The sequence below is a fragment of the Micromonospora sp. NPDC085948 genome (assembly GCF_040686315.1).
Lineage (GTDB): Bacteria > Actinomycetota > Actinomycetes > Mycobacteriales > Micromonosporaceae > Micromonospora.
The window spans coordinates 919,322-944,082 of the sequence record NZ_JBFBJW010000001.1 but is presented as its reverse complement, the minus strand read 5'-3'; the positions used below and the strand labels follow the sequence as shown (position 1 = coordinate 944,082).

Here is a 24,761-nt window from a genome sequence, read left to right as displayed (position 1 = left end):
GCGACGTCCGATGCAACCTTCTCGACACAGCATTCACATGGACGACACACTGCGCGGTGACGCTGCGTGTCGTAGAGGAAGGGACACCTCCGTGAGCGACTTCGACCCCGGTCGCCGGCGATTCCTTGGCCATCTCGGGCTCGCTGGCCTGGGTGCCCTCGGCGCCAGCTCGTTCCTCAGCGCGTGCGCCAGCTCCGCCAGCGGACCGACGACGAGCAACGGCTCGGGCGCGGTCACCATCCAGTCCAACCTCTCCTCGCCGCAGGCCAAGGCCGCGATGGAGAAGCTGATCGAGACGTTCAACGCGCAGGGCAAGGGCACGGCCAGCCTCAACACGATTGCCTCGGAGACCTTCCGGACCCAACTGCCGACGTACCTGACCTCGGCGAACCCGCCGGACCTCTACACCTGGTACGCGGGCTCGGTCGCCAACGACTACGCCAGCAAGAACCTGCTGCTGGACGTCTCCGACGTGTGGAAGTCGCTCGGCGACTACCCCCAGTCGCTGCGCACCCTCTCCACCGACGCCAGCGGCAAGCAGGTCTTCGTGCCGATGAACAACTACTGGTGGGGCTTCTTCTACCGCAAGTCCAACTTCGCCAAGTGGGGCGTGCAGGAGCCGAAGACCTGGACCGAGTTCCTGGCGCTGTGCGAGACGTTGAAGAGCAAGGGCGTCCCGCCGATCGGCATCGGTCTCGGCGACACCCCGTGGGTGGCCTCGGCCTGGTTCGACTACCTCAACATCCGGATCAACGGCGCGCCGTTCCACCGTGAACTGCTCGCCGGCAAGCAGCGCTTCGACGACCCGAAGGTCAAGGCGGTCTTCACCCGTTGGCGCGAGGCGCTGCCCTACTTCGACCCCAAGGGCAAGGCGTACCCGTTCCAGGAGGCGACCACCGCGCTTCTGGCGGGCAAGACCGGCATGTTCCTGATCGGCACGTTCTTCGCCGACGCCGCACCCAAGGATGCCCTCGGTGACCTGGACTTCTTCCGGTTCCCGATCATCGACCCGGCGGTGCCACTGGCCGAGGAGGCCCCCACGGACGGCTTCTTCGCCAGCGCGAAGACCGCCAACCCGACCGGCACCAGGGCGCTGCTCAGCTACCTCTCCGGGGTCGAGGCCCAGGAGGCGTACGTCAAGGCCAGCTCCGGGATCGTCCTGCCGGCCAACCCGAAGGCCAAGGCGTCCGACTCGCCGCTCGTGGTCAAGGGCAAGGCGATGCTCGACGAGGCCAAGGAACTGACCCAGTTCTTCAACCGCGACTCCAGCGACGCACTCCAGCCGACCGCGGACACCGCGCTCACCAAGTTCATCGACAAGCCGGACCAGATCGACGCGATCCTGCGGGAGTGGCAGGCCGGCGCCGAGAAGGTCTTCAAGGGCTGACGTGACAGCAACGATCTCCACGACCTCGGTCACCCCCACCCGGCGGCGGCGACGATCGGCGCGACTGTCGCCGCTGCTGGTGGCGTTCGTCCTGGTGCCGTTCGCGGTCGAGAGCATCTGGGTGTTCTGGCCGGCGCTCCAAGGCTTCTGGTTCTCGCTCACCCGCTGGGACGGAATGTCGTCGCCGGCCTTCGTCGGCACCGACAACTACGTCGAGCTGGCCGGTGACGCCACCTTCCGCGGCGCGCTGATCAACACGGTGATCTGGCTGGTGCTCTTCGGCGGCCTCTCCGTGCTCGGCGGCTTCGGCATGGCGCTGGTGTTGCAGAAGGAGCGACGCGGCGTCGGCTTCTACCGGGCCGCGCTGTTCACCCCGGTCGTGTTCTCGCTGGTGGTGACCGCGCTGGTCTGGCGGGTGTTCTACCAGCCCGACGGCATCGCCGACACGATCCTGCGGGCCGTCGGGCTGGAGAGCCTGATCCGGCCCTGGCTCGCCGACCCGCAGACCGCCCTGTACGCGGTGATCCTGCCCGCGCTGTGGCGGCAGATCGGGTACGTCATGGTGCTGTTCCTGGCCGGCCTGAAGGCCATCGACCCGGCGCTGCACGAGGCGGCCCGGATGGACGGTGCCAACTCCTGGCAGCGGCTGCGACACGTCACGATTCCCCAGCTCAAGGGGGTCAACGCCGTGGTGCTGTCGGTCATCGTGATCGACTCGCTGCGCTCGTTCGACATCGTCTGGTCGCTGACCAAGGGCGGCCCGTACCACTCGTCGGAGCTGCTCAGCACCTACATGTACTCGACCGCGTTCCAGAGCCTGCGGCTGGGCTACGCCTCGGCCATCGCCGTCGTGATCTTCGTGCTCGCGCTGGCCGTCATCCTCGGCTACCTGGTCCGCGCGTTCCGGGAGGAAGCCTGATGAACAAGCTCCGTACCGGGGCCTTCCACACCGGCATGATCCTGCTCTCGCTGCTGTGGCTCGGGCCGGTGATCTGGGTCGTGGTGATGTCCACCCGGTCGTTCGACGACATCGCCGCGCACGGCGTGGGCAGCCTGCCCCGCTCGTTCACGCTGGACACCTACCGGCAGGCCTGGACCGACGGCGGTGAGTTACGCGCGTTGATCAACAGCATGCTGGTCACCGTCCCGTCGGTGGCGTTGAGTCTCGCCCTCGCGGCGATGGCCGCGTTCGCGCTGAGCCGGTTCCGGATCCCGGGCCGGCGCACGATCCTGCTGCTGATGCTCGCCGGCAACCTGCTGCCACCGCAGATCCTGCTCATCCCGGTGGCCAAGTTCAGCGAGCTGACCGGCCTGTACGACACGCTCTGGGCACTGATCGCGGTGCAGGTCGGCTTCGGGCTCGGCTTCTACACCTTCGTCCTGCACGGCTTCATGCGGGACCTGCCGGGCGAGATCCAGGAGGCGGCCACCATCGACGGCGCCGGCACGGCGCAGATCTTCACGAAGGTGATGCTGCCGCTGACCCGCCCCGCGCTGGCCGCCCTCGGCGCGTTGTCCTTCACCTGGATCTTCAACGACCTGCTCTGGGCGATCACCGTGCTACGTACCGATGACCACATGCCGGTCACCCCGGCGCTGCTGGCCCTCCAGGGGCAGTTCGTCTCGTCCTGGAACGTCATTGCCGCCGGCACGGTCATCGCGGCCGTCCCCACCGTCGCGGTGTTCCTCCGCTTCCAACGGCACTTCGTCTCCGGCCTGGCGCTCGGAGCGGTCAAGTGACCGCCGCTACCGGGTGGCGCTGGACGCTGCGCGGCACGCACACCGAGTACACCGTCACCGTGCCCGCGCACGGCCGCTGGCTGGAACTTGTCGCCTGGGGGCCGCACGGCGTCTCCGACGGGCCGTCGCCGGTCGCCTACGACGGCCCGGTGCCGTTCCTCACCGCCGGGGACGCGGCCCCCATCGAGTACGCCACCGACGCCGACCGCCCGTTCACCGGGGCCGACCTGGTGATCGAGACCGTGGACGGGCAGCGCCGGGTGGGCTTCGTGCACACCGAGGCGCGGATCGACGACGACCAGCGGGAGCTGGCCGTCGAGTTCGCCGACCCGGTCACCGGGCTGCGTGCCACCGTGCACTACCGGGTGCCCGCCGGCACCGACGTGGTGCAGCGCTGGGTCGAGCTGACCAACGACGGCACCGACGCGCTGCGGGTGGTCCGGGCCGGATCGGGCGGGTTCTGCGTACCCACGCCGCACGGCGCACTGCTCAGCCACCAGTGGGGGCAGTGGGCGCAGGAGTTCCAGCTCTCCCACGTCGAGCTGGGCCACGGCGCGTTCAGCATCGGCAGCTCCCAGGGCGTACCCGGGCATCTGCACGTGCCCTGGCTGGCCGTGCGGGACACCGCCGACCCGGCCGGTCCGGCGTGGGGGATGGGGTTGGCGTGGACCGGCTCGTGGGAGATCAGCGCCGAGCGGGACACCGGCGGCCTGACCCGGGTACGAATCGGCCGTCAGCTGGTCGACGGCCCGCTGGACCTGGACCCCGGCGAGGTGCTGACCCTGCCCGTGGTCACCGGCGCGTACAGCCCGGACGGCCTGGACGGGCTGGCCCGCGTCTGGCACACCCACCAGCGGTTGCTGGCCGCCGACCGGCTCACCCCGCGCCCGGTGCTCTACAACTCCTGGGAGGCCACCTACTTCGCCGTCGAGGCGCAGAGCCAGTTGGCGCTCGCCCGGATCGCCGCCGAGTTGGGCGTGGAGACGTTCGTGGTGGACGACGGCTGGTTCGTCGGTCGGAACGACGACACCGCCGGGCTGGGTGACTGGACACCCGACCCGGCGAAGTTCCCGGCCGGGTTCGACACGTTCATCGCCGACGTCCGGGCGCTCGGGCTGAACTTCGGGCTCTGGGTCGAGCCGGAGTGCGTCAACCCGAAGTCGACCCTCTACGCCGAGCACCCCGAGTGGGTCTACTCCGTCGACGGTCGGCCGCTCACCCCGGTGCGCAACCAGTACCTGCTCGACCTGGGTCGGCCGGAGGTCGCCGAGTTCGTCCACTCCACGGTGGACGGTCTGCTGCGCCGGTACGACATCGACTACCTGAAGTGGGACTTCAACCGCCCACGTACCGAACCGGGCCGGCCCGGTGAGGTCGGCCCGCTCGACCTGGACGGCGCGCACGTCGCCAACCTGCACCGGATCTACGAGCGACTGCGCCGGGACCACCCCGGCGTGCTGATCGAGGCGTGTGCCGGTGGCGGCGGGCGCACCGACCTGGCGATGGCCGCCCGCGCCGACGTCTTCTGGCCCAGCGACAACACCGGCCCGATGGACCGGTTGGCCATCCAGTACGGCTTCCTGCACGCCAACGCCCCGCACCTGCTCAGCTCCTGGGTCACCGACGCGCCCGGCTTGTTCGATCCGCGACCGCGAACGCTTGCCTTCCGGTTCGTCCTCGCGATGGCCGGCGTGCTCGGCGTCGGCGCGGACATCCGGGCCTGGACCCCCGCCGAGCGGGCCGAGGCCGCCGGCTGGATCGCCCGCTACAAGGAGATCCGGGACGTCGTCACGTACGGCGAGGTGCACCTGATCGGCGGCCCCGACCAGGCCCGCTGCGCGGTGCAGTACACCTCCCCGGACCAGCGCCGAATCGTCGTCCTGGCCTGGCACACCGGCCGCCTCGACGGGACCGGCCTGCTCCCGTCCCGCCCGGTCCGGTTGCCCCTGCGCGGCCTCGACCCGAAGGCCCGTTACTCGCACGGCGACCGGCACTACTCCGGCAGTCACCTGACCGCCGTCGGCCTGCCCGTGCAGTGGAGCGCGACCCACGACGCCGACCTCATCGTGCTGACCCGCGACTGAGGCCGGAGCACCACCACCCCCACCCCCGAGGGACAGGAGTACCTCCATGCGCCTGAACCGACAGCTGACCGCCGCCCTGGCCGTACTCGGCCTGGGCCTGGCCAGCCCCACACCGGCCATGGCCGGCCCCCCACAGGCCGGCCCCCCACAGGCTGGCCCCTCGCAGGCCGGCCCTCCGCAGGCTGGTCACGGTCCCGGTCGTCCCGGCCACCCGCCGGCCAGCGCCGGGGCCGAGGACCAGGGCGCGCCCACCTTCTTCGACAGTGGGCTCGCCCCGACGCCCTACCAGGGCTGGAACACCTACTTCGGCCTCGGTGGCGATCCCACCGAGGCCGAAGTCAGGTCGGTCACCGACCACATGGTCCGCAGTGGCCTGCGCGACGCCGGCTACACCTACGTCTGGATCGACGGCAACTGGGCCGCGCCCACCCCGCGTAACGAGGCCGGCCAACTCGTCGCCGACCCGGCCCGCTTCCCGGGCGGGATGGCCGCGCTTGCCGCGTACATCCACAGCTTGGGCATGAAGGCCGGCATCTACACCGACGCCGGGCCGTACCTGCCCGGGCAGTGTGGGCTGGGCAGCAACGGCCACTACCAGGCCGACATCGCCCAGTTCGCGGGCTGGGGCTTCGACGCGCTCAAGGCCGACTGGCTCTGCGGCCGGGCCGCCGGTCTCGACCCGGAGGCCACCTTCCGTGAGCTGGCCGAGGCGGTACGCCAGTCGCCGCGGCCGATGTTGCTCAACATCTGCAACCCGGTCAGCTCCGACTGGGGTGGCGGCCCGTACACCCCGGAACAGCTCTCCACCTGGAGCTACACGTACGCGCCCACCATCGCCGACTCCTGGCGGACGTACACCGACGTGGGGCTCACCGACCCGAGCCCGCAGTGGGCGTACCCGTGGGTGCTGCGCAACATGGACGTCAACGCGTACCACCCGGCGGCCACCGGACCGGGGCACTACAACGACCCGGACTACCTGCTGCCGATGCGCCCGCTGCCCGACGGCGGGTACGAGCTGAGCCTGGAGGAGTCCAAGACGCAGCTCGGCATGTGGGCCATCATGGCCGCGCCGCTGGTGATCGGCTCCGACCCGCGTGGCCTGCCGAAGGAGATGATCTCGGCGCTGACCAACCCGGAGATCGTCGCGGTCGACCAGGACCCGCTGGTCCGGCAGGGCGTCAAGGTAGCCGACACCGGCACCGACGCGCAGGTCTGGAGCAAGGTGCTCACCGGCTCCGGCAAGCGGGCCGTCGCCCTGCTGAACCGGCACGACACCGCGCAGCAGATCACCGTGAAATTCGCCGACGTCGCGCTCGGCGGGTCGGTGCGCGTCCGTGACCTGTGGACCCGTGCCGACGTGGACGCCCAGCCGAACACCCCGGGCGTGCAGCCGTTCACCGGCTCGTACACCGTCGAGGTGCCGGCGCACGGGGTGGCCATGCTCGGTCTGACCGGCACCGACCAGGTCGCCGGTGCCAACCTCGGCGGGACCGCCAGCGCCAGCCCCGCGCTGGTCCGAGTGGATGACACCCACGCCACCGCCTTCGTCCGCGACGCTTCCGGCGCACTGGCGGTCAACACCCGCACCGGTACGACGTGGGGCACGCACTGGACGTCACTCGGCGGCCCGGTCGGCGGACGGATCCTCGGCCAACCGGCCGCGTACGCCTCCACTGGCGGGCGGCTCGACGTCTTCGTCCGGGGCACCGACAACGCGGCCTGGCAGCGCACTTTCACCGCCGGGACGTGGGGACCGTGGCGCAGCCTCGGTGGCACGCTCACCGACGCGCCCACGGTGGCCTGGACCAGCCCGACCCAGTGGACCCTCGTGGCGCGCGGAGCCGACGGCAAGATCTGGTCGCGTACGCCGAGCACCGGCTGGGTCGGCGTCGGCGCGCCGGAGAACCGGCCGTTCTACGGTCGGCCGAGCGCGGTCGTCGACGACGCGGGCGTGCTGCACGTGGCGGTCCGCAGCCGCACCGACGAGGTGTGGTGGACCAGCCGGACCGGCACCACCTGGTCGGCCTGGACCAGCCTGGGCGGCACCACCAGCGGCAGCCCCACGTTGCTCGCCACGGCTGGCCGGGTCTACCTGTTCTCGTTGGCCGCCGACAACCGCCTCTGGCAGCGCAACCTGAGCGATGGTGCCTGGGGCGGCTGGTTCCAACGTGGTGAGTTCGCCACCGACGCCTTCCGAGGCGCACCGGGGGCCGCCGCCGGCGCCAACGGCAGCGCCTGGCTGGCGGTACGCGGCGTCGACGACCGGGTGCACCAGATCGTCCTCTGATCACGGTGCTGCGGCCTGGTCAAGGTCACGCCAATCGTGCGGTTGCTGTCGCCGAGCCAACGTCGATCATGGAGTTGTGGTGCCTGGTTCAGGGGGTTTAATGGCGTTTGTCCCCCACCACAACTCCATGATCGACGGGGAGAGGGGGGCGGGGCGGGGCGGGGCAGGCTCGGCGGGGCGGGGCGGGCGGCGGGGAGAGGTGGGGTGGGGGGTTAGTTGTGGCGGATGAGGCCTGGGCCGGGGGCGATGTCGATGTCGCCGTCCTCCACCTCGTGGCCGGCCGCGCAGCGGAGCACCGCGCGGACCGGTTGGCCGCAGTCGTGGTGGGTGGCGACGATGGACGGGCCGGCGTCGTCGGCGGCCCAGGTGTCGCCCCAGTTGCGCAGAGCGGTGATCACTGGCAGCAGTTCGTGGCCCTTGCGGGTGAGCTGGTACTCGTGGCGGGTGCGCTGACCCGGCTCCCGATAGGGGATGCGTTCGAGCAGATCGGCGGCGACCATTTCCTTGAGCCGGGCGGCCATGGCGGGTTCGCCGACGCCGACCCGGCGGACGAAGTCGTCGAAGCGGCGCGTGCCGAGTAGCGCCTCGCGCATGATCAGGACCGTCGACCTGCTGCCGACGATGTCCATCGCCCGGGCTACCGAGCAGTTCTCGCTCGACCAGGAGTCGCGATCTTCTCGGAGGTCCTCCATGCCGTCCAGCGTACCTGACTTGCGTAAAAGCTAGCCAGGTGGTTCACTTGGCCGTCGCTGGCTTATGCGGACATAAGTCAGACCGACCAGCATCGAGGACACCAGTGACCACCAACACCACGGCCCCGACCGCAGCCGCACCCGGGCCGGCCACCGCCAGGTCCGTTCGCGGTTCCCGCCCGGTGACCCTGGTCGCCATGTGCCTGGGCGCGATGATCACGTTCCTCCAGATCACCGCTACGGTCTCCGCGCTGACCACGATTCAGCAGGATCTGCGGGTCGACCCGACCACCCTGATCTGGGTTCCGAGCGCCTACACGCTGATGGTGGCGAGCGTGGTGCTGTCCGCCGCCACCCTCGGCAACCGCTACGGACGCAAGCGCATGTTCGGTGCCGGGGTCCTCGCGATGATCGTTGGCGCCGCCGTCGTGGCCGGTGCCCCGACCGTGGCCTGGGTGATCGTCGGGCAGTTGGTCGCCGGCCTCGGCGGAGCCCTGATCCTGCCGAACAGCCTGGCGATCCTCGGCGCGACGTTCACCGACCCGCACCGACGTACCGAGGTAATCACCGCGTGGTCGGCGGCCTCCGGCATCGGGCTCGCGATCGGCCCACTGATCGCCGGCACGCTGCTGAAGCACCACGCGTGGCACAGCGTCTACCTGTCGACGATCGTGCTGGGCGTGGTCACCCTCGTCGCCGCCATCGGAGTGGCCGAGTCCCGGCCGAGCGCGGGCCGACTCGACGTACCCGGCCTGCTGCTCGGCACCGTCGCCATCGCCGCGGCCGTCTACGCCCTGATCCAGGGCGGCAAGGACGGCTACACCAGCCCGGTGGTGACGGTGGCCTGGATCGCCGCGGCTGCCGCACTCGTCGTGTTCGTCCTGGTCGAGCTGCGTTCCGATGCGCCGATGCTCGACCTGCGGCTGTTCCGGTCCGCGTCGTTCAGCGCCGTCATGGTCGTCGCCGCGGTGTCGCTGTTCGGCTTCACCGGCGTGGCGATCCTGCTGGTCCTCTTCCACGAACGTGTCCAGGCCCTCAGCCCGCTGGACACCGGCTGGCGGATGCTCGTGCTCTTCGGCGCCTACGTGGTCGTCGCCTTCGGCGCCGGGCGGGCGATCCGTCGTACCGGCTTCAAGGCGCCACTCACCCTCGGCCTGGTCTTCGGTGCGGCGGCGAGCTTCGGTCTGGCGGCCCAGGGTCCCACCGCGTCCTTCGGTCACCGGTGGCCGCTGTTCGCCTTGTTCGGTGCCGCGGGCGGCCTGGTGGTGGCCCCGGCGACCGCCGCCGCGCTGGCCAGCGTCGCGCCCGCACAGGCCGGGATGGCCTCCGGCGCGGTGAACGCTGCCCGACAGGTCGGCTCCGTGCTCGGCACGTCCCTGCTGGGCACGCTCTTGACCACCACGATGCTGGCCGACCTGCCCGGCCGGTTGGCCGCGCACCAGGTCGGTGAACCCACCCGTGGCGCCGTGCAGGCGGCGGTGGCCACCGGTGTCACCGGCGACCAGCCGCTGCCCGACCCGGTCCGGGCGGCGATCGCCGAAGCCATGACCTCCGGCGTCCAGGCCGGGCTACGAATCAACGGCATCGTCTTCCTCGTCACCGCCGTGCTCACCCTCGCCCTCGTCCGCAACCGGCCGCACCAGCACTGAAGCCAGCGCTGCGCCGATCACCACGACGATCAGCCGATGGCGGTCAACCAGTGGTCACGGCCGCGGTGACCTCGACCTCCAGCACCGCGCCGTCGAGAAAGAGCCGGCTCACCTCGACGGTGGTGCTGGCGGGCCTGGTCTGCCCGAAGAAGCGGTTGCGGACGTCCGCATAGCCGGCCAGGTCGCCGAGGTCGGTCAGGAACGTCCGGACGTGCAGCACGTCGGAGAAGGTGGCGCCGTGCGCCGCGAGTAGCGCGCCGATCAACTCGAAGATCCGTTCGGACTGCGTCCGCACGTCGCCGGGTGCGACGACCGCGCCGGTGTCGTCCACCCCGACCTGGCCGGAGAGCATCAGCAGTGCGCCCCCGGGCAGGTCGAGGCGGGCGACGTGCGCGAACCGGTCGCCGAACGGCGCGGCGACGGTCGCGGGGTTGTCCAGGGTCACGTTCACGACTTCTCCTCGGCTGCGGCGGGGTCGGTGAGACGGGCGATGTCGTCCTGCGGATGGCGCGCGGCCGCCAACGCCGACGCGGCGGCGCGCAGCAGGGGTGCCGGCGCGTCGCCGAGCACGTCGAGGGCGAGCCGGGCGTCCTTCGCGGCCAGGGCGGCGGCGAACGCGGCGTCCGTGGCGGTCGCCCGGGCGACCGCGCCGCCGAGCGGCCCGGTGCCAAGTGCGTCGATCGCGGTACGTCTGTCGACGCCGACGGCGTCCGCGACGGTGAGCGCGTCCGCGACCGCGGTGACCGCGGTGACCAGCGCGGTGTTGAGCACCAGCTTCAACGCGGCGCCCCGGCCGGAGCCGCCGCAGCGACGGACGGTGCCCAACGTCCCCAGCAGCGGGGCGACCCGCTCGACGACCGCCTCCTCCCCGCCGACCAACACCACGAGTCGGCCTGTCTCGGCAGCTCCGGCGCTGCCGGCGACCGGAGCGTCGACAAGCGGTACGCCCGCCGGCAGCAGCGTGGCCAGTTCGGCCACGGCCCGGGGACCGATGGTGGACATCTCGATCACGGGGGTGCCCGGCCGCAGCGCCAGTGCCGCACCGGAGTCGACAAGCGTGTGCCGGACGGCGACCGCATCGGTGAGCATGGTGATCACCACGTCGGCGTCGCGGACCGCCTCGGCCGGGCTGCCGGCGGCTCGCGCCCCGGCGTCGACGAGCGGCGCGGTGCGGGCGGACGTGCGATTCCAGACGGTGAGCCGATGCTCGGTGGCCAGCAGCCGACGGCCGATCGCGGTGCCCATCGTGCCCGTACCCAAGAGGGCGATCTCGTTCATCTCGCCAACGCTAGGGTGCGGGAAGCCATGCCACCAGCGACTGTTCCGCATCACTGCCATGCTGCGGGAGCATGTCACGATGCAGCTGAACGCGCTCCAGGTCTTCCGTGCCGTCGCCGAGCACGGCTCCCTCACGGCTGCGGCCCGCAGCCTGCGCTACACCCAGTCGGCGGTGTCCCGACAGATCGCCGCGCTGGAAGCCGAGACCGGGTCGCCGTTGCTGGACCGGCTGCCGCGCGGCGTCGCCCTGACCGAGCAGGGCCGTTGCCTGCTCGGGCACGCCGAGGCGGTGCTCGACCGGCTGGACACCGCCCGGCGGGACCTGGCGGCGCTGCGCGACCTGTCCGCCGGCCGGCTGCGGGTCGGCGCGTTCCCCACGGCGGTCGCCGCGCTTGTGCCACGTGCTCTGGCCAGCTTCAAGTCCGCGCATCCCGAGGTTGCCCTGTCGCTTGTCGAAGGGCTCACGCCGGGGCTGCTGGAGCGCCTGGTCCACGGCGACGCCGACGTCGCCGTGGTGAGCGCCGCCGCGGACCAGCCGCTCGACGCCGACCAGTTCGACCTGCACCACCTCGTCGACGAGACGCTTCTGGTGGCCGTACCCCGGACGCATCGGCTCGCGGACCGGCGGACCATCCGCCTGCGTGACCTGGCCGACGAGTCGTTCATCGCCGGCTCGGCGACCGCCGAGGAGACTCTGCTGCGAGCGACCCAACCGGCGGGCTTTCGCCCGCGGATCGACATCGTCGCGGCCGAGTGGACCGGCAAGCTGGGCTGTGTCGCGGCCGGTCTGGGCGTCGCGCTGGTGCCGGCCCTGGCCGTACGTGCCGCTCCATCCGACCTGACCCTGCTCCGCCTGCACCCCGACGACGCCTCCGTCCGGCGGATCTTCGCCGCGACCGTCGCCGGGCGGAGCCGACCACCGGCGGTACGGCGGTTCCTCACCCACCTGGACCGGGCGGCGGGCCTGAGCGAAGCGGACGGGTGACGCGGACCGCCGTGCGGCGGTCCGCATCCGGGCGTCACCCGGCGATGGCGTCGAGTTCCTCGATCGCGTCGGCCGGCAGCTTCAGATCTGCCGCCGCGAGGTTCTCCCGCAGGTGTGCCAGCGTCGAGGTGCCCGGGATCAGCACGGTGGTGGGGGAGCGCTGGAGGAGCCAGGCGAGGGCGACCTGCTGCGGCGACGACCCCACCCGGGTGGCCACGTCGTTGAGCGTGTCCGACTGCAACGGCGTGAACCCGCCGAGCGGGAAGAACGCGGCGAACGCGATGTTCTCCGCCGCGCACCTGTCCACCAGGGCGTCGTCCTGCCGGTTCGCGACGTTGTAGAGGTTCTGGACGGTGACCACCGGGGCGATGGCCTGGGCCTCGGTGAGCTGGGTGAGCGTCACGTTGCTGAGCCCGAGATGCCGGATCAGCCCCTCCTGCCGCAGGTCGGCGAGGGCGCCGAACTGCTCGGAGAGGGGATCGTCGCCGGTGCCCTCCGCCACACCGACCCGCAGGTTGACCACGTCGAGCACGTCCAGGCCGAGGTGCTGGAGGTTGTCCCGGACCTGGGCCTTCAGCTCGTCCGGCTCGAGGGCCGGGATCCAGGAGCGGTCGGCGCCGCGTCGCGCGCCGACCTTGGTGACCAGGTGCAGATCATCGGGGTACGGGTGCAGCGCCTCGCGGATCAGCTCGTTCACCACCACCGGGCCGTAGAAGTCGCTGGTGTCGATGTGCCGGACACCGCTGTCGACGGCCTCGCGGAGCACGGCGAGTGCCTGCTCGCGGTCGCGGGGCGGGCCGAAGACACCGGGGCCGGCCAACTGCATCGCCCCGTAGCCCATCCGGCTGAGGGTGAGGCCGTCAGCCAGGGTCAGGGACCCGCCGGGAAGGTTCTCGCTCATGTCGTCCTCTATCCGTAATCGGAGTGGGTATGCGTCGACTGTGCGCCGACAGCCGGCCGGCCGGCAGGGCGAGCTGTTCCTGGTAGTGACACAGCCAGTCACCGGGCGCTCGGGCGATCTACCGTCGGTGGCATGGACGCGACGAACCCACTCGGCGACTTTCTGCGTGCCCGTCGGGAGCAGACCCGGCCCGAGGACGTCGGGCTCGGTCCGGGCGTGGGCCTGCGCCGGGTGCCGGGGCTGCGGCGTGAGGAGGTGGCGATGCTGGCCGGCATCAGCGCCGACTACTACCTGCGGCTGGAGCAGGGTCGCGAGCGGCATCCCTCGGTGCAGGTCCTCGATGCCCTCGCCGGGGTGCTGCGGTTGGATCCGGAGGCGACCGCGTACCTGATCGGGCTGAGCCGCACGCGGTCGCGACGGGCGGTCCGACCTGCCGTCGAGCGGGTGCCGGCCAGCATCCTGCACCTGCTGCGGCAGCTCGACATGCCGGCCTTCGTGCAGAACCGCTACCTCGACATCCTGGCCTCGAACCCGATGGCGAGGGCGCTGTCGCCGAATCTCGCCCCGGGCGCGAACCGACTCCGCGCGGTGTTCCTCGACCCGGCCGAACGGGAGCTGTTCCGCGACTGGCGGCAGGCGATGCAGAGCGTGGTGGGGCAGATGCGTGCCGACTCGGGCGGAGCCACCGACGATCCCCGGTTGACGGCGCTGGTGGGGGAGTTGTCGCTCAAGAGCGACTGCTTCCGCCAGTTGTGGGCGCGGCACGAGGTGCGTCGGCGGGAGGGCGTGGTCAGCCGGCTGCATCATCCGGAGGTGGGTGACCTCGACCTGTACTGCGACAAGCTCGCGGTCGCGGGCGCCGACGGGCAGTTGTTGGTGATCTACCACGCCGAGCCGGGTACGGAGTCCGCGCGTTCCCTGGGGCTGCTCGGCTCGATCGCCGCCAGTACCCGCGACGACATCCCGGACAGCCTCCGACCCGGTGACCCGGCCCGGCTCTACCCCCTGGAGTGAGCCCGTGCCCGGCGGGTTTGACAGTCGTTGTTTGTGAGTGCACACTTACAAACATGCGATCCACTGCCGAAGCCCGTCGGGTCACCGTGCTGAACGGCGCGGTCTCGGCGTTCGCCCGCACCGGCTTCCACGCCACCCCGGTCACCGCCGTGGCCGCCGCCGCCGGCATCTCCGAGGCGTACGTCTTCCGGCTCTTCGCCGGCAAGCTCGGGTTGTTCGTGGCGGCCGCCGAGACGTGTTTCGAGCGGATCGCCGTGGCGATCGAGGCCGGGGGCGAGCGTGCCGCCGGCGGCAGCCCGGAGGAGGTCCTCGACGCGATGGGTGGTGCCTACGCGGAGCTGATCGCCGACCGCGATCTGCTCCTCTTCCAGGTGCAGGCGCAGGCCGTCACGGACATCCCCGAGATCGCCGACGCGGTACGGGCCGGCTACCGGCGGATCGCGACCCTCGTGCAGGACCGGGCCGGCGCCGACGACGCGCAGGTGCAGCGGTTCTTCGCGTACGGCCAGCTCTGCCACCTGATCGTCACCGTCGGCCTGGAGCAGGTTCCGGAGCCGTGGGCCCGTGCCCTGACCGCCGGCATCCGGCACCCCTGACCCGACCACCGACCCCTGGGCCGCGACAGTGGCCCACTTTTTCACCCCGACAAGTGTGTGAGTGCCCACTTACAAACGAGGAGGATCCGATGACCAGCAATGCGATGATCACCGAAGTGGTGCTGCCCGGCGTGGTGGAGCCCGACGGACTCCAACTGCACCGACGTGCCATGCCCGTCCCCGCCCGGGGCCAGGCGCTCGTTCAGGTCGAGGCCACCGGCATCTCGTTCGCCGAGCAGCAGATGCGCCACGACCGCTACCCCGGCCAGCCGAAGTTCCCGTTCGTGCCCGGCTACGACCTCGTCGGCACGGTCCGGGCGGTCGGTCCCGGCGCGGACGACTCGCTTGTCGGCACCCGGGTCGCGGCGGTCACCAAGACCGGCGGCTGGGCCACCCACGCGCTTGTCGACATCGACGCCCTGACCCCCGTACCCGCCGAGCTGGACCCCGCCGCCGCCGAGACCGTCGTCGTCAACGGTGTGACGGCCTGGCAGATGCTGCGAAGTGCCGGCCTGCGGGCCGGGCAGACCATCCTCGTGCACGGCGCGAACGGTGGCGTCGGAACAGTGCTCGTCCAACTCGGACGCCACCTCGGCCTGCGGGTCATCGGCACCGCCGCCGCACGTCATCACGCCGCTCTGCGCGAACTCGGCGTCGAACCGCTCGACTACCGTGACCCGGACCTGGCCGCCCGCGTCCGTGAGCTGTCGCCGAACGGTGTCGACGCCGTCTTCGACCCGGTGGGCGGCCCGGGAGTGCGCACCTCGTACGGCCTGCTCGCCCCCGGCGGCACGCTCGTCGTCTACGGCAACGCCGGCGCCGTGGACTCCGGCCAGTCGGTCGCGTGGGTCTTCGTGAAGCTGCTGTCCCGCCTCTACACCTGGAACACGCTGCCCAACGGCCACCGGGCCGGCTTCTACAACTTCTGGGCCGGAAACCTCACCCGCCGGGCCGCGTTCCGGCGTCGCCTGCGCACCGACCTGGGCACCGTGCTCGACCTCCTGCGACAAGGGGTGATCGTGCCGCAGATCGCCGCCCGTTACCCGCTCAGCGAGGTCTCCACCGCGCTGGTGTTCGCCGAGGCGCGCAGCCGGGCGGGCAAGGTGGTGTTGGAGCCCTGATCACCGGTGCGCCGGTGGCGCGTCCCGGCGGCCCGCCGGTCGGTGAAGGTGCGGTCGCGCACCGCGAGGGCGTACGGTGAACATGTCGCCCGGGATCCCGGTGGCCGCCGGACGCCGTCCGCCACCAGCCCAGACAGGGCGTAACCGATCGTCATCCCCATCGCCGCGACGGCTGGTCGTGTTGTTGATCGCCGACCCCGTCCCGGCTGTCCGGTTCGCTGGTCAGCACCGCCGGGACGGCGGTGTCCGGACCATCGTCCTCCGTGCGAATGATCGTTCCGAACGCCTAACAGGGGAGCACCAGATGAGGATCGCCAGGGATCGGATCGTCACCGCACTTCGCGACCGGGGTCAGCAGGCCCGGGCCGACTGGGTCGAGCGCGAGCTGCCGGAGCTGGTCGACCCGGCGAAGCACTCCGGGCTGCTCGCCACCCTGCACCTCAACCCAGCTGATCTCGCCGACGCGTCCTCCCCTTGAGGGTTGCGCTGCTCGGACCGGTCGCCTGGCGTACGCCTCCACAGCACTACGGCCCGTGGGAGCAGGTGACCGGCCTGCTCGCGGAGGGGCTGGTCAGCCGCGGCGTCGACGTGACCCTCTTCGCGACACTGGACTCCGTCACCTCCGCCCAACTCGACGGAGTCTGCCCCCGGGGGTACGCGGACGACCCGGACCTGGACGGCCGGGTGTGGGAGGCGATGCACGTCTCGCACGCGCTGGCCCGCTCGGCCGAGTTCGATCTGGTGCACAGTCACCTCGACTGGCTTCCGTTGGCGTTCGCGGAGCACTGCCACGCTCCGCTGCTGACCACGGTGCACGGCTTCTCCGGCGCGGGAATCCTGCCCGCCTACGGCCGAGCCCGCTCGTCGTACGTGTCGATCTCCGACGCCGACCGGGCGCCGGAGCTCGACTACGTCGCCACGGTGTACCACGGCGTCGACGTCGGCGGCCTGCCGTTCACCGACAAGGCCGGCCCCGGGCTGGCCGCCTTCGGCCGGATCCACCCGGACAAGGGCACCCACACCGCGATCGAGATCGCCCGCCGCGCCGGCCGACCCCTGACCATCTGCGGCATCGTGCAGGACGAGCGGTACTTCGCCGAACAGGTGGCCCCGCACATCGACGGTGACCAGGTCGTGTTCCTCGGGTCGGTGGGTCCGCAACGGCGAGCCGAGGTGCTGGGAGACAGCACCGCACTGCTGCACCCGATCGCCTTCGACGAGCCATTCGGACTGTCGGTGGTGGAGTCGATGGTCTGTGGCACGCCTGTCGTCGCGTACCAGCGGGGGTCCATGTCCGAGGTCGTCGACGATGGGGTGACCGGACTCCTCGTCCACACCGTCGACCAGGCCGTCGAGGCGATCACCCGGGCCGCCGACCTCGATCGGGTCGAGTGTCGGGCGCAGGCTCTGCGGCGCTTCAGCGCGGAGCGGATGGTCGACGACTATCTCGTCGTCTACGACCAGCTCGTTCGTACCTGACTGGACCACACACCTCTCCGTTCCGCCGGTCACACACGCTGACCTGCGTACGCCGTTCCCGCGTGAGGCCCCGCCCGTACTCCAGGCGGGGCCGACAACCGGAAAGGCTCGACGTTCATGCCCAGCTACGGATTCCTCAGCACCCACCCACCGACCCGGTGTGGACTGGCCACCTTCAACTCCGCACTCGCCGCCCAGTTGACCGCCGACGGCACTCGCGGGGGCATCGTCCGGGTCACCGATCACGGCGACGACCAGCGCCCGGTGCCCGGGGTCGTGCACACCTGGTCGGCGCTCACCCCGGCCGGCTGGCGGGACGCGGCGGCCGTCCTGAACACCTTCGACGTGGCGATCGTCCAGCACGAGTACGGCATCTACCCCGGCGCCGACGGCGAGGACGTCCTGCCGCTGCTGCGGCGGCTCACCGTGCCGAGCATCGTGGTCCTGCACACCGTGCTCCGCCAGCCCACCGCCCGGCAGAAGTCCCTGTTGGAGCGGATCGTGGCCACCGCCGGCGCGGTGGTCACGATGACCGACACCGCTCGGGACCGGCTGCTCGTCGGGTACGCCGTCCCCGCCGACAAGGTGACGGTCATCCCGCACGGCGCCGCCGAGCTCGCCGACGTACCCGTCGAGCGGCGTACCCGCCCGCACCTGCTGACCTGGGGGCTGCTCGGCCCCGGCAAGGGAGTCGAGTGGTCGTTGCGTGCCCTCGCGCGGTTGCAGGATCTGGAACCGACACCTACCTACACGGTGGCCGGACGGACCCACCCGAAGGTGGTCGAGCACCAGGGTGAGGCGTACCGGGCGGGGCTGCACCAGCTCGGCGCCCAGTTGGGCGTCGCGCACGCCGTCGACTACCAGGACGTCTACCACGACCAGGAGGCGCTGGGCCGGTTGATCCGTTCCGCCGACGTGGTCGTCCTGCCCTACGACTCGCGCGAACAGGTCACCTCCGGCGTACTCATCGAGGCGGTGGCCGCCGGGGTGCCCGTCGTGGCCACGGCGTTCCCGCACGCGGTGGAGCTGCTGACCGGTGGGCCGGGTCTGGTCGTACCCCATCAGAACCCGGCGGCGCTCGCCGCGGCGATCCGGCGGGTCCTGACCGAGCCGGGCCTGACCGCGCGGCTCGCCGGCCGGGTCCGACCGCTGGCCGCGCACCTGCGCTGGCCGGCGGTGGCGGCCCGCTACGAGACGCTCGCCGACCAGCTCAGCGAGGCCCGCCCGCCGGCGGTCAGCGCGGTGCCGGCGTGACCGCGACCACCGGCCGACCCCGGACCTCCCCGCGGGGGCGCTGGGCGACGGCGCCCGCGCCGAGCTTCGCGCACCTGATCCGGATGAGCGACGACACCGGTCTCTTCGAGCACGCCCGGCACGCCATCGTCCGTCGGGAACACGGCTACTGCACCGACGACGTGGCCCGTGGTCTGGTCGTCGTCAGTCGCGAGCCGGACCCGGGCGAGGAGTTGCTGCGGCTCGCGGAGCGGTACCTCGCGTTCCTGACCCATGCGCAGGGCGCCGACGGGGCCTTCCACAACCGGCTCGGGCACGACCGGCGCTGGGCCGACGAACCAGGGCTCGGCGACTGGTGGGGTCGGGCGCTGTGGGGTCTGGGCACGGCCGTCGCCCGCAGCCCCGCACCCTGGGTACGGGAGGAGGCGCTCGTCGCCTTCAGCCGGGGCGCCGGCCGGCGTACCCGGGCACCACACGCGATGGCCTTCGCCGGCCTGGGCGCGGCCGAGGTCCTGCGCCGCCACCCCGGTCACGTCGCCGCGGCGTCCCTGCTGGCGGACGCGGCCAGCACTGTCGGACCGCCGGGCGCCGACCCGCGCTGGTCGTGGCCCCGGCAGGAGCTGACCTACGCCAACGCCGCCCTCGCCGAGGTGGTCATCGTCGCCAGCCAACTGCGCGAGGGCGGTCCACCCCTGGACGACGGCCTGCGGATGTTGGCCTGGTTGCGGGACGTCCAGCTGCGCGACGGACGGCTGTCGGTCGTACCGGTCGGGGGTTGGCGGCACGGCGCCGTGCGGTTGCGCCACGACCAGCAGCCGATCGAGGTCGCCGCGTTCGCGGACGCCTGTGCCACGGCGGCCACGGTCACCGGTGATCCCGAGTGGGACACCGGGGTACGACAGGCGGTGGGGTGGTTCCTCGGCGACAACGACCTCGGTGCGCCGATGTGGGATCCGGCGACCGGTGGCGGCTTCGACGGGCTGACCGCACACGGACCCAACCTCAACCAGGGCGCGGAATCCACCCTCTCGCTCCTCGCCACCCTCCAGCACGCCCGGCGGTGGTCGTGACCCGGAGTCTGGCCGTCCGGCAGGACGCCACTCTCGCCCCGGATCCACGGCGGGTCATCGTCAAGCTCTTCGTCCCGGGGGAGGACGCCGCGGTGGTACGCACCCGCGCGCGGGCACTCATCGACCGGGTCGCGCGCCTCGACGACGAGGAGACCGGCCGGCTGCTGCGGGACACCTTCGACCGCTTCGGCGCCCGGCACCGTGACCTGGCCGGCACGTTCCACCACCACTACGACCTCGTCCGGCACCGGGCCGCCCGGGCGCGGGATCTCTCCCCGACCAGCCGGCTGCTGGTCGGCGCGTACTTCAGCCACGAGTACGCCGTGGAGGCCGCTGCCCTCTGCAATCCGTCCATGGTGGCCCACCCGGACCAGACCGGTCTGGGCGCCGGGCAGTTGCGCGTCGCGGTCAGCCTGCGTCAGATCGGCGAGGGTCACCTGTCGTCCATCGGGTTCGCCACCGCCGTCCTCGGACCGGGACGTCAGCTCACCGTCGCCGATCGGACCGGCCCGCTGGCCGTCGGGCAGCGGGTGGGCGTACGGCACCGCCGGGACCTGCTCGTCGCCGGCCTGGCCGAGGAGGGCTGCGACAACGAGGTCGCCGCCACGGTGCTGGACGCCCTGCCCGAGTGGTACGACGAGGCCACCTTCGAGCGGGCGCTCGCCAACCTGCCACCCGATCTGCTCTCCCGCAGCACCGGGTTGAGCACCCTCGAACAACTGCGTCGCACCAACGCCGGCAGCTACGCCACGGCCTTTCCCGCCGACACGGCCCTGCACCAACGGGTGCTCTGGCCGGCCACCCCGGCGGAGAGCAACGGCATGGAGGACGCGCGGTTCGTCCGGTTCGTCGACGAGTCCGGGCCGGTGTACCGGGCCACCTACACCGCCTACGACGGCCGGAGCATCGCCACGCGTGCGCTGGTCAGCAGCGACCTGCGCCGCTTCGAGATGACCCCGATGCGCGGGCCGGGTGCCCGGAACAAGGGGATCGCGCTGTTTCCGCGTACCGTCGGCGGCCGGCACCTGGCGCTGTGTCGGGCCGACGGCGAGACCATCGGCCTGACCGGCCTGGACGCTGACAACCGCTGGCAGGCCCCGATCCAGCTGCACGCGCCGCGGGACAGTTGGGAGTTGATCCAGGTCGGTAACTGCGGATCCCCGATCGAGACCGACGCCGGCTGGCTCGTGCTCACCCACGGCGTCGGACCGATGCGCCGGTACGCGATCGGCGCGCTCCTGCTCGACCTGGACCGACCGGAGCGGGTCATCGCGCACCTTCCGGGTGCGCTCATGTCACCCGACGAGGACGACCGGGACGGGTACGTACCCAACGTCATCTACTCCTGTGGGGCGCTCATCCACGACGGCGAGGTGTGGCTGCCGTACGGGGCGAGTGACGCCCGGGTGGGTTTCGCCACCGTGCCGGTGGCCGCGCTCCGGGCCGCGATGGTGGACTCCCCACCACCGGCCGGGCGGAACGGCTGATCGTTGGTGGTGCTGCCCCGGCGGCCGGTTGGTCACCGGCCGCCGGGGCATCTCGGTCAGGAGTTCGTCGTCCGACGCCGGTAGAGGAGCAGCAGGGCTGCGCCGCTGGCGACGGCGACGCCGCCGATCCCGGTCAGGACGGGCACCAGGGCGCTGCCGCCGCTGCCGCCGGTGACGGGCAGCCTCGTGCGGGTGGGCGTTGCCGTGGGCTGGCCGGTGGGGTTACCCGTGGGCTGGCCGGTGGGCGTACCCGTGGGCTGACCGGTGGGTGTGCCGGTCGGGGTCCCAGTCGGCGTCCCGGTCGGCGTGCCCGTGGGCGTACCGGTCGGTGTTCCGGTCGGCTGGGTGGGCGTACCCGTCGGCTGGAGGCAGACGGGGGCGTTGATGGTGTTGGTGTCGAGGGTGACGGCGCCGGTTCGGGCCATGGCGCGGCCCTGGAGGGTGGCGCCGGTGGTCATGGTGACCGATTCCTGGGCCAGGATGTTGCCCACGAACTGGCTGCCCGTGCCGATGGTGGCCGAGCTGCCCACCTGCCAGTAGACGTTGCAGGGCGAGGAGCCGTTGATGAAGACGACGCTGCTGCCCGACGCGGTGACGAGGGTGGAGTCGATCTGGAAGATGAACACGGCTCCCGGGTCGGCCTGGCTGTTGAGGGTCAGGGCTCCGGTCAGTTGGGCGGCGCCGATCCGGTACACCCCGGGGACCAGCGTGCTGCCACCCAGTTCCGCGGGCAGGATGGTGAACGGGGTCCGACCGGCCGCGTCGTTGTAGGCGGTGGTCAGGTCGTTCTGTGCCTGTAGCGCGACGGCGTCGGCGAGGTGCGTCTCGCCGCCCACGAGGCCGGGCGGGAAGCCGGTCGCGGCGCTGCCGGGGCTGACGCCGAGGTTCTGGGCGAGGAAGGTCGGCCCGGTGTTGGTGACCCTTGCGCCGGCCAGCACGGAGAAGCTCGCCGCCGTGCCGAGGTCGACAGGTGCCTCGGCGGCGCTCGCGCCGGTGCCGCTGAAGATGAGTATGGCGACGGCTGTGCCGCCGGCGGCGACGGCCGCCAGCGCGGACATGGCCGCGCGGCGCGGATGGCTCAATAGCTTGGTTGTCACGACGTGCCCTTTCGCGAAGGCGTCTCACCAGACGCCAGCGGTGCGGTGGTTGGGTGCCGCACCGGACCACAGGGGTTGCTTAAACGGACTTTTTCACACCTAATTCACAAAAGTAGTAAAACCCCAGGGATAGGTGGGGCCGGCGGGGTGCAGGGGCACGCGAGCGGCCGGTGTTGGTGATCGGCAGGTGAGGAACGCGGGCGGGGCAAGGTAGCGTCACCGCACGTCCTGCCGTGGCCGTACGGTTCGGGGAGGATCGGGGGGAGGTGGGTCGTGGGCGACGTCGGCGAGATGGTGCGGTGGTTGCAGCTCAACGCACCCCGGAGCGGCCCGGACGAGCTGTCGCAGCTCGTCGCCCGGGCGGCGCCCGCCATCGACGCCACCGAGATCGTGATCTACCTGGCCGACTACACGCAGTCCCTGCTCGTGCCGCTGCTCGGGGCGGGTCTGGTCCGGGACGAGTTGTCGATCGAGACGACCCTCGCCGGCCGGGCCTTCACCAACCTCGACATCCAGCGCGCGCCCGACAACCCGGACCGGGTCTGGGTGCCGCTGCTGCTCGGGTGCGAACGGATGGGCGTGCTGGAGATCGTCTCGCCGGCGGCCGCCGACGCGACCATGGACGGGCCAGCCTGGGAGGTGGCGGTCAACATCGCCCAGATCCTGGTCAACCGGCGGCTCTACGGTGACGTGGTCGAGCGGATGCGGCGGCGACTGCCGATGCAGGTCGCGGCCGAGATCGTGTGGGGGCTGCTGCCGCCGCTGACCTTCGCCACCGACGACCTGGTGATCACCGCCATCCTCGAACCCTGTTACGACGTCGGCGGCGACATCTTCGACTACGCGTTGAACGGCGACGTGCTCAGTGTCGGGCTCTTCGACACCTGTGGGCACGGCATCAAGGCGAGCACGCTGGCCTCGCTCGTGGTCAGCGCGTACCGCAACGCACGCCGGTGTGGCCTCGACCTGGTCGACACGGCGATCAGCATCGACAGGTGGGTGCGTTCCGAGCACCCGAACTTCTTCGCGACCGGGCTGCTCATGGAGTTGGACCATCGCACCGGCCGACTGAGCATGATCAACGCGGGTCACCCGGGTGCGATGTTGCTGCGCGACGGCAAGGCCATCCGGGAGCTGCCCGGGCCGACCGCGTTGCCGCTCGGGCTGGGCCACCTGTCGGCCCGCCGCCCGAGGGTGCACGTGGAGGAGTTGCACCCGGGCGACCGCATCCTCGCCTACACCGACGGCATCACCGACGCGCGGAGCGCGGACGGGGAACAGTTCGGCTTGGACCGGCTCGTCGACTTCGTCAACCGCGCCCTCAACGACGGGTTGCCCAGCCCGGAGACGATGCGTCGCCTGGTGCGCGCCGTCGTCGGCTACCAGGACGACCGGCTTGAGGACGACGCCACGGCCCTCTTCCTGGAGTGGCGACCGCCGCACCTGCCGCTCGCGCACCTCCGCGACCTCGCCGCGCCCCGCCCCTGACCGGAGACAGTGGGATTTTGCACTCCCAGTGCACTTGTCTGGGTCGGGAGGGGTGTCTAGCGTCACCTCATGGCCGACTCATGGACCTTCGCCGTGGCGCGTGACGACCTCGGAAAGACCACGCTCGTCGAGGGCGCCCCGCCCGCTGTGGCCGACGGCGAGGTGCTGCTGCGGGTGGACCGGGTCGGCCTCACCGCCAACAACGTGACCTACGCGGTGCTCGGCGACGCGATGCGCTACTGGGAGTTCTTCCCACCGGCCGGGCTCGGGCCGCAGTGGGGCCTGCCGCCGCTCTGGGGCTTCGCCGAGGTGGTCACCTCGACGGTCGCCGGCGTCGAGACGGGACAGCGGGTCTACGGCTATCTCCCACCCGCGGGTCACCTGCTGGTGCGCCCGGACCGGGTGGACGCGTCCGGGTTCCGGGACGCGAGCCCGCACCGGGCCGAGTTGCCGTCACCGTACAACGCGTACCGGTCGACCACCGGCGACCCGGCGTACCGGCCCGACCAGGAGGACCTGCTGATCCTGTTCCGGCCGCTGTTCTTCACCTCGTTCATGCTGGCCGACCAGGTCGCCGACAACGACTTCTACGGTGCCGAGTCGCTGCTGCTGTCGTCGGCGTCGAGCAAGACCGCGTACGCCGCCGCGTTCGAGCTGCACGGTCGCGGGCCACGCCTGGTCGGCCTCACCTCGCCCGGCAACCTCGCCTTCACCCGCGCACTCGGCTGCTACGACGAGGTCGTCTCGTACGACGACATCGACGCTCTGGACGCCGTCGCGTCCGTCTACCTCGACCTGTCCGGCGCACCCTCGACCCGGGCCGCCCTGCGTCGGCACCTCGGCGACCGGCTGGTCCGGGACATCGCGGTCGGCCTCACCAACCAGACGCCGAACGCCGACGCCGCCGAAGAGGTGTTCTTCGCGCCGGTCCAGATGCGCAAGCGCGGCCAGGACTGGGGTCGTGCGGGGCTCGACCAGCGGTTCACCGAGGCCTGGCAACGCTTCACCGCCATCGTCGGCGGGTGGCTCGACGTCCAGGTGGGCGCCGGGCCGGAGGCCCTCCAACGCGCCTGGCTCGACGTCCTCGGCGGTCGTACGCCGCCACGGGTGGGGCACGTCGTCCAACTCTGAGCCGTCGGGGTGCTGCCGGCCGTGGGTCGGCGGTGCCAG

The 24,761-nt window shown here is 71.7% G+C and carries 22 protein-coding genes; 17 read left to right on the top strand and 5 right to left on the bottom strand.

The window, feature by feature from the left end; all coding sequences use genetic code 11:
• The first annotated feature begins 91 nt into the window (after positions 1–91).
• The 5 genes from AB0O48_RS04495 to AB0O48_RS04475 are packed head-to-tail and all read left to right on the top strand — an operon-like array spanning position 92 to position 7,501.
• The gene (locus tag AB0O48_RS04495) at positions 92–1,387 is read left to right on the top strand and encodes an extracellular solute-binding protein (RefSeq protein ID WP_357240795.1); all 1,296 of its coding nucleotides are present in this window, start codon (positions 92–94) and stop codon (positions 1,385–1,387) included.
• A 1-nt stretch (position 1,388) separates the two neighbouring features.
• Positions 1,389–2,306, top strand: coding sequence for a sugar ABC transporter permease (locus AB0O48_RS04490; RefSeq protein WP_357240798.1), 918 nt, complete (start codon positions 1,389–1,391; stop codon positions 2,304–2,306).
• On the top strand, positions 2,306–3,127 hold the full coding sequence (locus tag AB0O48_RS04485; RefSeq protein WP_357240802.1) for a carbohydrate ABC transporter permease: 822 nt from the start codon (positions 2,306–2,308) through the stop codon (positions 3,125–3,127). Before AB0O48_RS04490 ends, AB0O48_RS04485 begins: the two co-directional genes overlap by 1 nt.
• Positions 3,124–5,211, top strand: a complete 2,088-nt coding sequence (locus AB0O48_RS04480) for an alpha-galactosidase (protein ID WP_357240805.1) — start codon at positions 3,124–3,126, stop codon at positions 5,209–5,211. The genes AB0O48_RS04485 and AB0O48_RS04480 overlap by 4 nt, the downstream gene beginning before the upstream one ends.
• 46 nt (positions 5,212–5,257) lie before the next feature.
• The gene (locus AB0O48_RS04475; RefSeq protein WP_365062914.1) at positions 5,258–7,501 is read left to right on the top strand and encodes a glycoside hydrolase family 27 protein; all 2,244 of its coding nucleotides are present in this window, start codon (positions 5,258–5,260) and stop codon (positions 7,499–7,501) included.
• A 212-nt stretch (positions 7,502–7,713) separates the two neighbouring features.
• On the opposite strand, the gene AB0O48_RS04470 is transcribed toward AB0O48_RS04475, so the two are convergent.
• Positions 7,714–8,193 carry a helix-turn-helix domain-containing protein gene (locus tag AB0O48_RS04470; protein WP_357240811.1) on the bottom strand — a complete coding sequence of 160 codons (480 nt, stop codon included), beginning with the start codon at positions 8,191–8,193 and terminating at the stop codon, positions 7,714–7,716.
• Positions 8,194–8,297: 104 nt separating this feature from the next.
• On the opposite strand from AB0O48_RS04470, the gene AB0O48_RS04465 reads away from it, so the two are divergent.
• Positions 8,298–9,842, top strand: coding sequence for an MFS transporter (locus tag AB0O48_RS04465; RefSeq protein ID WP_357240814.1), 1,545 nt, complete (start codon positions 8,298–8,300; stop codon positions 9,840–9,842).
• A 43-nt stretch (positions 9,843–9,885) separates the two neighbouring features.
• On the opposite strand, the gene AB0O48_RS04460 is transcribed toward AB0O48_RS04465, so the two are convergent.
• On the bottom strand, positions 9,886–10,293 hold the full coding sequence (locus AB0O48_RS04460; protein WP_357240819.1) for a RidA family protein: 408 nt from the start codon (positions 10,291–10,293) through the stop codon (positions 9,886–9,888).
• A complete protein-coding gene (locus AB0O48_RS04455) occupies positions 10,290–11,171 on the bottom strand; it encodes an NAD(P)-dependent oxidoreductase (protein ID WP_365062909.1) in 882 nt (293 codons plus the stop codon). Before AB0O48_RS04455 ends, AB0O48_RS04460 begins: the two co-directional genes overlap by 4 nt.
• Positions 11,172–11,199: 28 nt before the next feature.
• Here AB0O48_RS04455 and AB0O48_RS04450 point away from each other — a divergent pair, with 28 nt between their 5' ends.
• Positions 11,200–12,105: a LysR substrate-binding domain-containing protein gene (locus AB0O48_RS04450; protein WP_365062906.1), complete on the top strand. Its 906-nt coding sequence runs from the start codon at positions 11,200–11,202 to the stop codon at positions 12,103–12,105.
• 34 nt (positions 12,106–12,139) lie between these two features.
• On the opposite strand, the gene AB0O48_RS04445 is transcribed toward AB0O48_RS04450, so the two are convergent.
• Positions 12,140–13,006, bottom strand: coding sequence for an oxidoreductase (locus AB0O48_RS04445; RefSeq protein ID WP_365062903.1), 867 nt, complete (start codon positions 13,004–13,006; stop codon positions 12,140–12,142).
• 132 nt (positions 13,007–13,138) lie between these two features.
• Between AB0O48_RS04445 and AB0O48_RS04440 the strand changes: the two genes are divergently transcribed.
• The 8 genes from AB0O48_RS04440 (at position 13,139) to AB0O48_RS04405 (ending at position 21,006) form a co-directional block, all read left to right on the top strand.
• A complete protein-coding gene (locus AB0O48_RS04440) occupies positions 13,139–14,020 on the top strand; it encodes a helix-turn-helix transcriptional regulator (protein WP_357240831.1) in 882 nt (293 codons plus the stop codon).
• 53 nt (positions 14,021–14,073) lie between these two features.
• Entirely contained in the window at positions 14,074–14,616 is a 543-nt protein-coding gene (locus AB0O48_RS04435; RefSeq protein ID WP_357240834.1) for a TetR family transcriptional regulator, read from the top strand.
• 89 nt (positions 14,617–14,705) lie between these two features.
• The gene (locus AB0O48_RS04430; protein WP_357240837.1) at positions 14,706–15,737 is read left to right on the top strand and encodes a zinc-binding dehydrogenase; all 1,032 of its coding nucleotides are present in this window, start codon (positions 14,706–14,708) and stop codon (positions 15,735–15,737) included.
• 304 nt (positions 15,738–16,041) lie between these two features.
• Positions 16,042–16,215, top strand: a complete 174-nt coding sequence (locus AB0O48_RS04425) for a hypothetical protein (protein ID WP_357240840.1) — start codon at positions 16,042–16,044, stop codon at positions 16,213–16,215.
• Positions 16,212–17,216, top strand: coding sequence for a glycosyltransferase family 4 protein (locus tag AB0O48_RS04420; RefSeq protein WP_357572034.1), 1,005 nt, complete (start codon positions 16,212–16,214; stop codon positions 17,214–17,216). The genes AB0O48_RS04425 and AB0O48_RS04420 overlap by 4 nt, the downstream gene beginning before the upstream one ends.
• Before the next feature lie 117 nt (positions 17,217–17,333).
• Positions 17,334–18,470, top strand: coding sequence for a glycosyltransferase (locus AB0O48_RS04415; RefSeq protein WP_357240846.1), 1,137 nt, complete (start codon positions 17,334–17,336; stop codon positions 18,468–18,470).
• Complete coding sequence (locus AB0O48_RS04410; protein WP_357240848.1) at positions 18,467–19,519, top strand: glycosyltransferase; 1,053 nt, start codon at positions 18,467–18,469, stop codon at positions 19,517–19,519. The genes AB0O48_RS04415 and AB0O48_RS04410 overlap by 4 nt, the downstream gene beginning before the upstream one ends.
• Positions 19,516–21,006, top strand: coding sequence for a glycoside hydrolase family 130 protein (locus AB0O48_RS04405; RefSeq protein ID WP_365062897.1), 1,491 nt, complete (start codon positions 19,516–19,518; stop codon positions 21,004–21,006). Before AB0O48_RS04410 ends, AB0O48_RS04405 begins: the two co-directional genes overlap by 4 nt.
• 56 nt (positions 21,007–21,062) lie before the next feature.
• Here AB0O48_RS04405 and AB0O48_RS04400 read toward each other — a convergent pair whose 3' ends face one another.
• A complete protein-coding gene (locus AB0O48_RS04400; protein WP_365062894.1) occupies positions 21,063–22,103 on the bottom strand; it encodes an ice-binding family protein in 1,041 nt (346 codons plus the stop codon).
• A 273-nt stretch (positions 22,104–22,376) separates the two neighbouring features.
• Between AB0O48_RS04400 and AB0O48_RS04395 the strand changes: the two genes are divergently transcribed.
• Positions 22,377–23,591 (top strand): PP2C family protein-serine/threonine phosphatase, encoded by a 1,215-nt coding sequence (locus AB0O48_RS04395; RefSeq protein WP_357240857.1) that lies wholly within the window; start codon positions 22,377–22,379, stop codon positions 23,589–23,591.
• A gap of 69 nt (positions 23,592–23,660) precedes the next feature.
• A complete protein-coding gene (locus AB0O48_RS04390; RefSeq protein ID WP_357572037.1) occupies positions 23,661–24,722 on the top strand; it encodes a DUF2855 family protein in 1,062 nt (353 codons plus the stop codon).
• Positions 24,723–24,761: the final 39 nt, after the last annotated feature.

Bases quoted from the DNA above. Each gene is read 5' to 3' on its own strand.
- AB0O48_RS04440 (WP_357240831.1), top strand. From the start codon at position 13,139: ATGGACGCGACGAACCCACTCGGCGACTTTCTGCGTGCCCGTCGGGAG.
- AB0O48_RS04485 (WP_357240802.1), top strand. From the start codon at position 2,306: ATGAACAAGCTCCGTACCGGGGCCTTCCACACCGGCATGATCCTGCTC.
- AB0O48_RS04475 (WP_365062914.1), top strand. From the start codon at position 5,258: ATGCGCCTGAACCGACAGCTGACCGCCGCCCTGGCCGTACTCGGCCTG.
- AB0O48_RS04445 (WP_365062903.1), bottom strand. From the start codon at position 13,006: ATGAGCGAGAACCTTCCCGGCGGGTCCCTGACCCTGGCTGACGGCCTC.
- AB0O48_RS04425 (WP_357240840.1), top strand. From the start codon at position 16,042: ATGAGGATCGCCAGGGATCGGATCGTCACCGCACTTCGCGACCGGGGT.
- AB0O48_RS04415 (WP_357240846.1), top strand. From the start codon at position 17,334: ATGCCCAGCTACGGATTCCTCAGCACCCACCCACCGACCCGGTGTGGA.
- AB0O48_RS04390 (WP_357572037.1), top strand. From the start codon at position 23,661: ATGGCCGACTCATGGACCTTCGCCGTGGCGCGTGACGACCTCGGAAAG.
- AB0O48_RS04455 (WP_365062909.1), bottom strand. From the start codon at position 11,171: ATGCGGAACAGTCGCTGGTGGCATGGCTTCCCGCACCCTAGCGTTGGC.
- AB0O48_RS04435 (WP_357240834.1), top strand. From the start codon at position 14,074: ATGCGATCCACTGCCGAAGCCCGTCGGGTCACCGTGCTGAACGGCGCG.
- AB0O48_RS04430 (WP_357240837.1), top strand. From the start codon at position 14,706: ATGACCAGCAATGCGATGATCACCGAAGTGGTGCTGCCCGGCGTGGTG.
- AB0O48_RS04450 (WP_365062906.1), top strand. From the start codon at position 11,200: ATGCAGCTGAACGCGCTCCAGGTCTTCCGTGCCGTCGCCGAGCACGGC.
- AB0O48_RS04470 (WP_357240811.1), bottom strand. From the start codon at position 8,193: ATGGAGGACCTCCGAGAAGATCGCGACTCCTGGTCGAGCGAGAACTGC.